At 55.4% G+C, this 5,272-nt stretch carries 8 protein-coding genes and 2 pseudogenes; all 10 read right to left on the reverse strand.

What is annotated here, in order from left to right; all coding sequences use genetic code 11:
• Window positions 1-316: 316 nt before the first annotated feature.
• Window positions 317-496 (reverse strand): YgaP family membrane protein, encoded by a 180-nt coding sequence (locus tag ACOCD2_RS11700; RefSeq protein ID WP_293647763.1) that lies wholly within the window; start codon window positions 494-496, stop codon window positions 317-319.
• Window positions 497-610: 114 nt separating this feature from the next.
• Window positions 611-1,000, reverse strand: coding sequence for a Crp/Fnr family transcriptional regulator (locus ACOCD2_RS11705; RefSeq protein ID WP_293647765.1), 390 nt, complete (start codon window positions 998-1,000; stop codon window positions 611-613).
• A complete protein-coding gene (locus tag ACOCD2_RS11710; RefSeq protein ID WP_293647767.1) occupies window positions 948-1,079 on the reverse strand; it encodes a hypothetical protein in 132 nt (43 codons plus the stop codon). Before ACOCD2_RS11710 ends, ACOCD2_RS11705 begins: the two co-directional genes overlap by 53 nt.
• A gap of 37 nt (window positions 1,080-1,116) precedes the next feature.
• A complete protein-coding gene (locus tag ACOCD2_RS11715; RefSeq protein WP_419584426.1) occupies window positions 1,117-1,245 on the reverse strand; it encodes a hypothetical protein in 129 nt (42 codons plus the stop codon).
• Complete coding sequence (locus tag ACOCD2_RS11720) at window positions 1,242-1,541, reverse strand: Crp/Fnr family transcriptional regulator (protein ID WP_293647771.1); 300 nt, start codon at window positions 1,539-1,541, stop codon at window positions 1,242-1,244. The genes ACOCD2_RS11715 and ACOCD2_RS11720 overlap by 4 nt, the downstream gene beginning before the upstream one ends.
• Window positions 1,542-1,549: 8 nt before the next feature.
• The gene (locus ACOCD2_RS11725) at window positions 1,550-2,317 is read right to left on the reverse strand and encodes an EAL domain-containing protein (protein ID WP_293647773.1); all 768 of its coding nucleotides are present in this window, start codon (window positions 2,315-2,317) and stop codon (window positions 1,550-1,552) included.
• A 9-nt stretch (window positions 2,318-2,326) separates the two neighbouring features.
• Window positions 2,327-3,073, reverse strand: a pseudogene (locus tag ACOCD2_RS11730) (PhoH family protein); the annotation flags it as partial.
• 286 nt (window positions 3,074-3,359) lie between these two features.
• Window positions 3,360-4,016 (reverse strand): annotated as a pseudogene (locus ACOCD2_RS11735) (PIN domain-containing protein); the annotation flags it as partial.
• A gap of 12 nt (window positions 4,017-4,028) precedes the next feature.
• Window positions 4,029-4,502, reverse strand: coding sequence for a peroxiredoxin (locus ACOCD2_RS11740; protein WP_293647815.1), 474 nt, complete (start codon window positions 4,500-4,502; stop codon window positions 4,029-4,031).
• Between the two features lie 75 nt (window positions 4,503-4,577).
• Window positions 4,578-5,123, reverse strand: a complete 546-nt coding sequence (locus ACOCD2_RS11745) for a glycine cleavage system protein R (protein ID WP_293647817.1) — start codon at window positions 5,121-5,123, stop codon at window positions 4,578-4,580.
• Window positions 5,124-5,272: the final 149 nt, after the last annotated feature.

Raw genomic sequence — 5,272 nt, forward strand, 5'->3', positions numbered from 1 at the left:
CCAGACAATTGGCTCCCGCTCAATCCGGGTGACCTGCTCGGAAGAGCCGGATGCGGGAAATCCGCACGTCCGGTTCTGTGAGGGTGAAAGCCAGCAATGGCCGATCTACTCGACTAGTCCTGCATTACCACCACTTCCGCCTTCCCTGGTGTTTGTATGCCGCGAGAGGCCAGGGATGGCGGTACGGCGTATGTCCAGGGAAGGCCGGAATTTGTAGGTCGGGCTTCAGCCCGACAACAGCTGCCACAACTGGGCAATGTCGGACTGAAGTCCGACCTACGGTGCCGGTATTCCCCTGGCATTCCAGGATCGAATGCTATTTCTTGGTGCTCACACCCAGCAAAGGATAGAACGGGCACCAGCCCATCAGGCCGGTAAACAGCGGAATGGCACCTACCGCTCCCCACCAGTTCTTCGCGTAGATGCCCCAGCCGATGATGGCCAGGCCCACAACGATACGTAAGATTTTATCGATACCACCAACGTTTGCTTTCATCTCTTTTCTCCTGAATATTGGATATTCTTCAAAACTTCCGGAATTGGCACAAGCCGGTTTCGGTAAGCTGTGGATTAAAGATAGCCGATACCAAAGGTATTGTCTGTGACAATGTCACATTGGCGGTTTCAGTACCCTGATCCAGCCGCGGCCGAGTTCCACGATACCCTGCTGCTCGAGATCCTTGAGCAGGCGGCTGATGACCTCGCGGGAGGTCCCCAGTTCTGCTGCGATCTGCTGATGCGTGATGGCGGTTTTCCGGCCGAGAGGAAATTTGTCGGCCTGATTGAGGTAGAAACCCAGACGTTCGTCCATGCGCCGGAAAGTGACTTCCTCCACCAGGCTGATGACATCGCCCAGGCGTGCTGCAATCAGGTTCCAGGCGTAACGGCGCCAGCTGCGGATGCTGTCCATCCAGTCCTGAATGACAGAGGCCGGCACCAGGATGGCTTCAAGATCGGATTCGCTGACGGCAAAGGCGGGAAAACATTCGCTGCCAGCCATGGAGAGCGAAGCGAAGGCTGGTAGGTAGCCGCGAGGCCGCACTGTTTTCCCGGCGTGCCTTGCGCCAGAGGGAAAACAAAGTAGGCCTCCGAACGCGGCGTCCAGTCATATGGGAGTCAAGTACGGAGCAGCAACGAGCTTGCGAAGTTGTTGCGTAGTGCTGGGTGACCAGGACGGCTGGGGCACAAATAGGTTGTCAAAGGCTGAGTCGATTTTGGGGACTGGGATGTCCCAAAATCTATCACGAGGCCGAAGACACGCTTGTTTCACTGATGATACAGGACAGGGTGAGGATGCAGCATTCCCCTGCATCCACCCGGTAGAGGGTGATTTCCCTCCCGGATTCGCCCAGCTTGTATACCCGGCCTGTACCGGAGAGCACGAATGCCAGGTGGCTGCAGTTGCTGCCTTCCAGACAGATATGCTGGCCGGCGGGCAGGGATATCTGGCGTCCACTGTCCAGCAGGGAGCGTAGGAACGATGCATCGTTGGCCAGCGCGGGATACAGCCGTTCAAACCGGTGCTGGAGAGAGTCTGTCATTGCACGGCTTATACGATAACAGGTGAAAAACTGAAGTCGGTGTCTTCGGCGGGGGGGTGAATGTAATTTCCTTCCAGCAGGTCGGCGCCAAAAGACCAGCAAAGATTGACGTCTTCTGCGCGGTTGATCCCCGGCAGGAGGATCAGGATGCTGTGTCTGTGACAGGTATTGATGATTCGCTTGATGGTATCGTCATTTTCCTTGAGCAGTGCCGGGGCCGCGCTCATGTAACGGCTGCCCATGGCCTTGAGAATCTTCAATGCGGCAGGATGCGTGGTAAAACTGTCGATCATGGTATTGATTTCAAGCTGGTGCAGTCCGCTGATGCATTCGCTGGAGAGCTTCAGGTTCTTGGCGATCTGGGACAGCCGGAAGGAAATGATCAGGCCCCGTATGGACACATCCTCGCGGCTGCTCTGGCGGTCCAGCCAGCGGGGATATTCACGATTGTGCAGGGACGAGGCGGATTGCGGAATGATGATGTTCGCTTCCGGTTGTTCCAGATGCATCCTTTTCAGTGTCTGGAGGCCTGTTTTGACCATCCAGCGATCCAGGGCAGCACCCATGTCTGCCATGGTGGCCAGCTTGCGCAAGCTCTTGTAGGGGATTATCTGTCCGGTGGCTGTTTTCAGGTTGCAACTCAGCAGATAGGTCTTGCGGCTGGGAAAGTGCGTTTGCAGCAAGGAATGAAAGCCCGGCACCAGCAGATTGTCATCGATGGCCTGTTTCATCAGGCGCATCAGTTTGATGTTTTGTTCCTGTATATTCTGGGTCATGGTGACAGTCTAAAGAATATCCGAAGCAAAATCAGCCAGTCGTGACCGCTCGCCACGCAAAAGGGTAATGTGCCCACTATGGGGCCATTGCTTGAAGCGGTCCACAACATAGGTCAAACCCGAGGTCGTTTCCGTCAGATAGGGTGTATCGATCTGGGCCACATTACCGAGACAGATGACCTTGGTGCCTGGCCCCGCGCGGGTAATCAGGGTCTTCATCTGTTTCGGGGTGAGGTTCTGCGCCTCATCGAGAATGATGTACTTGTTCAGGAAGGTAGGGCCGCGCATGAAATTCAGGGAATGGATGCGGATGCGCGAACGCAGCAAATCGTCTGCCGCCGCCCGGCCCCAGTCGCCGCCACCGGTCTGGGTGAGCACTTCCAGGTTGTCCATGAGCGCCCCCATCCAGGGTGTCATCTTCTCTTCTTCCGTACCGGGCAGAAAGCCGATGTCCTCGCCTACGGGCACCGTCACCCGGGGCATGATGATTTCCTTGTACAGGTTCTTGTCCAACACCTGTGCCAGTCCGGCGGCCAGGGTGAGCAGGGTCTTGCCCGTGCCTGCGGTACCCAGCAGTGTGACGAAATCGATATTGGGATCGAGCAGCATGTTGAGTGCAAAATTCTGCTCCCGGTTGCGCGCCTGTATACCCCAGACGGAATGGTTTGCAGAGCGGTAGTCATCCGCCAGTTCGATGAGGGCCGCATCATCGTCTTCCTTCTGGCGGACAATGGCTTCGAAAGACTGGTCGCCTTCGCTGCCAGCCATGGAGAGCGAAGCGAAGGCTGGTAGACCCCAGTAGCCGCGAGGCCGCACTGTTTTCCCGGCGTGCCTTGCGCCAGAGGGAAAACAAAGTAGGCCTCCGAACGCGGCGTCCAGTCATATGGGAGCCAAGTACGGAGCAGCAACGAGCTTGCGAAGTTGTTGCGTAGTGCTTGGTGACCAGGACGGCTGGGGCACCAATAGGTTGTCAAAGGCCGAGTCGATTTTGGGGACTGGGATGCCCCAAAATCTATCACGAGGTCGAAGACACGCTTGTCATGTACAGGCACTGGTTGGCGTACCAGTCCTCGGTGTCCGGCCCCTTGACCCGATAGAAGGTATGTCCGGATTCCTGCCAGAATTCGATGTCCTTGCTGTGCCTGTCCCAGAAATCCCCCGGCAGTTCCCGGGTGCCACTGTAGAGCAGGCTGACGTCATCCAGCACCTGATCGTTGTTGTAATCTTCCGTTGGTACACCGACGATGGCGGCCTTGATGCGCAGGTTGATGTCCTTGGAAATGAGCGTGACCCGGCGGTCGGGTACCTGTTCCTGGAGCGCCAGCGCAGCGGCAAGAATGGAATTGTCCGGCGTATTGCCGGGCAGGGAGTCGGGAAGATGGTTGATCAGGCTCTGGGTCTGGAAGAACAGCCGGCCGGACTTGTCCTGCTGCCCGTTACTGCCGAAGTTCGGTATGGGCAGGCCCTGATCGATCTGCGGCTTGCTGGAATGGGCAACGATATCATCGAGAAACCGGCTCGCCTGGCGCACGTCGCGCGCCACTTCAGACATGCCTTTCTTGCCCTTGTCCAGTTCTTCCAGCACCACCATGGGGATGAAGATATCGTGTTCTTCGAAGCGAAACAGCGCAGAAGGATCGTGCATCAGTACATTGGTGTCCAGCACGAACAGGCGTTTTCTTTCGGTGGCTTCAGGCATAGACAATGGGTCTCAGTGCTTCTTTTTCAGTTCTTTCAGGGTATCCAGTACTTCCTGCACATGTTCTTTTACTTTTACCCCCCGCCATTCGTGACGCAGTATGCCGCGGTCGTCGATGATGAAAGTGCTGCGCTCGATGCCGCGAACTTTCTTGCCGTACATGTTCTTCATCTTGATGACGCCGAAGGCATTGCAAAGGACTTCTTCGGTGTCGGCCACCAGATCGAAGGGGAATTCCTGTTTTGCCTTGAAGTTCTCCTGGGCCTTGAGGCTGTCCCGCGATGCGCCAAGGATCACCGTGGATTGACGGCGGAACTTGTAGATAGCTTCCTTGAAATCCAGGCCTTCCTGGGTGCACCCGGGTGTGCTGGCCTTGGGATAGAAGTACAGCACCAGCCATTTGCCCAGGTAATCCGACAGTTTTGCGGTTTTGTTGCCTGTAAGGAGAAGTTCGACATCGGGAATCTTTTTGCCAGTCTTAGCCATGTTCAGGTTCCTCTTTAATGCTTTTCGGCCAAAAGGCGTTTTTCTTTCATTTTTTTATTGGTTTGCAGGGGCGGACTAGAGCTGTTTCTTGTAAGGCTCCAGCACCGCGTCCAGGTTGATGCTGTCACAGAACTCCAGAAATTCATCCCGCAGTTCGCTGATGGCCGTGCCGGCGGGAATGCCGATATTCATCTGTACTGCAAACATGGATGTTCCCGTATGGGGGGCAGCATAGCTGCTGGTTGCAAGGTCCACGATGTTGATGTTGCGCTTGGAAAAAAAGTTGGCCAGTTTGTGGACAATACCCGGATTGTCCAGTGAGACCACCTCCACCAAGTAAGGCATGGCATCCTCGCTGGTAGCGGCATCCGATGTCTGACGGGCGATGATGGTCAGGCCCAGGTTCTTCTCCAGTTCGGGAATCTGGCTTTCAAGGCGTGCCAGCTGATTCCAGGGGCCTTCGACCAGCAGCAGGATGGCAAATTCACCACCGAGCACGGTCATTCGGCTGTCGCTGATATTGCAGTCCAGCAGAAACACTGCTTTCGACAGTTCATCGACAATACCGGGCCTGTCCTTGCCCAGTGCGGACAGTACGAGCTGATTGTTTGGTTTATTCATGGACTCAGAGTTTATCCTAATTAGTTACTGTCTATAAATAGCTATCTTTTTCGGGCAGCTCCAGATAATTAGCGCATGCCAATATACTGAATTAATTAATCACCTGCCTTGACAAGGATATTGTCGTTTGCAGGGAGCGATTACTACAA

The sequence above is a fragment of the Thiolapillus sp. genome (assembly GCF_048562965.1).
Taxonomy (GTDB): Bacteria; Pseudomonadota; Gammaproteobacteria; order Chromatiales; family Chromatiaceae; genus Thiolapillus; species Thiolapillus brandeum_A.

Bases quoted from the DNA above. Each gene is read 5' to 3' on its own strand.
- ACOCD2_RS11700 (WP_293647763.1), bottom strand. From the start codon at position 496: ATGAAAGCAAACGTTGGTGGTATCGATAAAATCTTACGTATCGTTGTG.
- ACOCD2_RS11705 (WP_293647765.1), bottom strand. From the start codon at position 1,000: ATGGCTGGCAGCGAATGTTTTCCCGCCTTTGCCGTCAGCGAATCCGAT.
- ACOCD2_RS11720 (WP_293647771.1), bottom strand. From the start codon at position 1,541: ATGACAGACTCTCTCCAGCACCGGTTTGAACGGCTGTATCCCGCGCTG.
- ACOCD2_RS11725 (WP_293647773.1), bottom strand. From the start codon at position 2,317: ATGACCCAGAATATACAGGAACAAAACATCAAACTGATGCGCCTGATG.
- ACOCD2_RS11740 (WP_293647815.1), bottom strand. From the start codon at position 4,502: ATGGCTAAGACTGGCAAAAAGATTCCCGATGTCGAACTTCTCCTTACA.
- ACOCD2_RS11745 (WP_293647817.1), bottom strand. From the start codon at position 5,123: ATGAATAAACCAAACAATCAGCTCGTACTGTCCGCACTGGGCAAGGAC.